This window comes from Paenibacillus sp. 01L418 (assembly GCF_056400045.1).
In genome coordinates, this window is sequence record NZ_JBFTSN010000861.1 from 1 (window position 1) to 627 (window position 627).

At 43.7% G+C, this 627-nt stretch carries 1 protein-coding gene; it reads left to right on the forward strand.

Going from position 1 to position 627, the window contains the following annotated elements:
* Positions 1-95 precede the first annotated feature (95 nt).
* Positions 96-533, forward strand: a complete 438-nt coding sequence (mraZ, locus tag AC1DSE_RS36160) for a division/cell wall cluster transcriptional repressor MraZ (RefSeq protein WP_076268151.1) — start codon at positions 96-98, stop codon at positions 531-533.
* The last annotated feature ends 94 nt before the right edge of the window (positions 534-627 follow it).

The following is a 627-nucleotide window of genomic DNA, read 5'->3' on the forward strand; positions in this document are numbered from 1 at the left end:
GAGCAGGATTTTTATTTTAGGTGGCGAACTACTGTTACTAGGTGGGGAAAAGTGGGGCAAAGTGGTGGAAATAGGGGAAGGGGTGGTTCAAAGTCATGTTTATGGGTGAATATCAACATAGCATTGATGAGAAAGGCCGAATCATCATACCTTCGAAATTCCGCGAATCGCTTGGAGCCTCGTTTATTGCAACCCGTGGATTAGATAATTGCTTATTCGTATATCCCATGAGTGAGTGGACTGTTTTGGAGCAAAAGCTAAAAACATTGCCTCTTATGAAATCAGATGCGCGTGCATTTACCCGGTTTTTCTTTTCCGGAGCAACCGAATGTGAGCTGGATAAACAGGGAAGGGTAAATATACCTAGCCATCTTCGTGAATATGCGAAGCTGGACAAGGATTGCATGGTGCTCGGCGTTTCTAGTCGCGTGGAAATTTGGAGCAAGCAGACTTGGGACGGTTATTACGAACAATCCGAACAAACCTTTAACGAAATCGCCGAAAAGCTCGTTGATTTCGATTTCAACTTCTAGAATAGACAACAAGAATGGAGGGCTTAGGCGTGTTTCAGCATATTACAGTACTTTTAGAAGAAGCAGTTGACGGTTTGGCTATTAAGCCAGATGG

Bases quoted from the DNA above. Each gene is read 5' to 3' on its own strand.
- mraZ (WP_076268151.1), top strand. From the start codon at position 96: ATGTTTATGGGTGAATATCAACATAGCATTGATGAGAAAGGCCGAATC.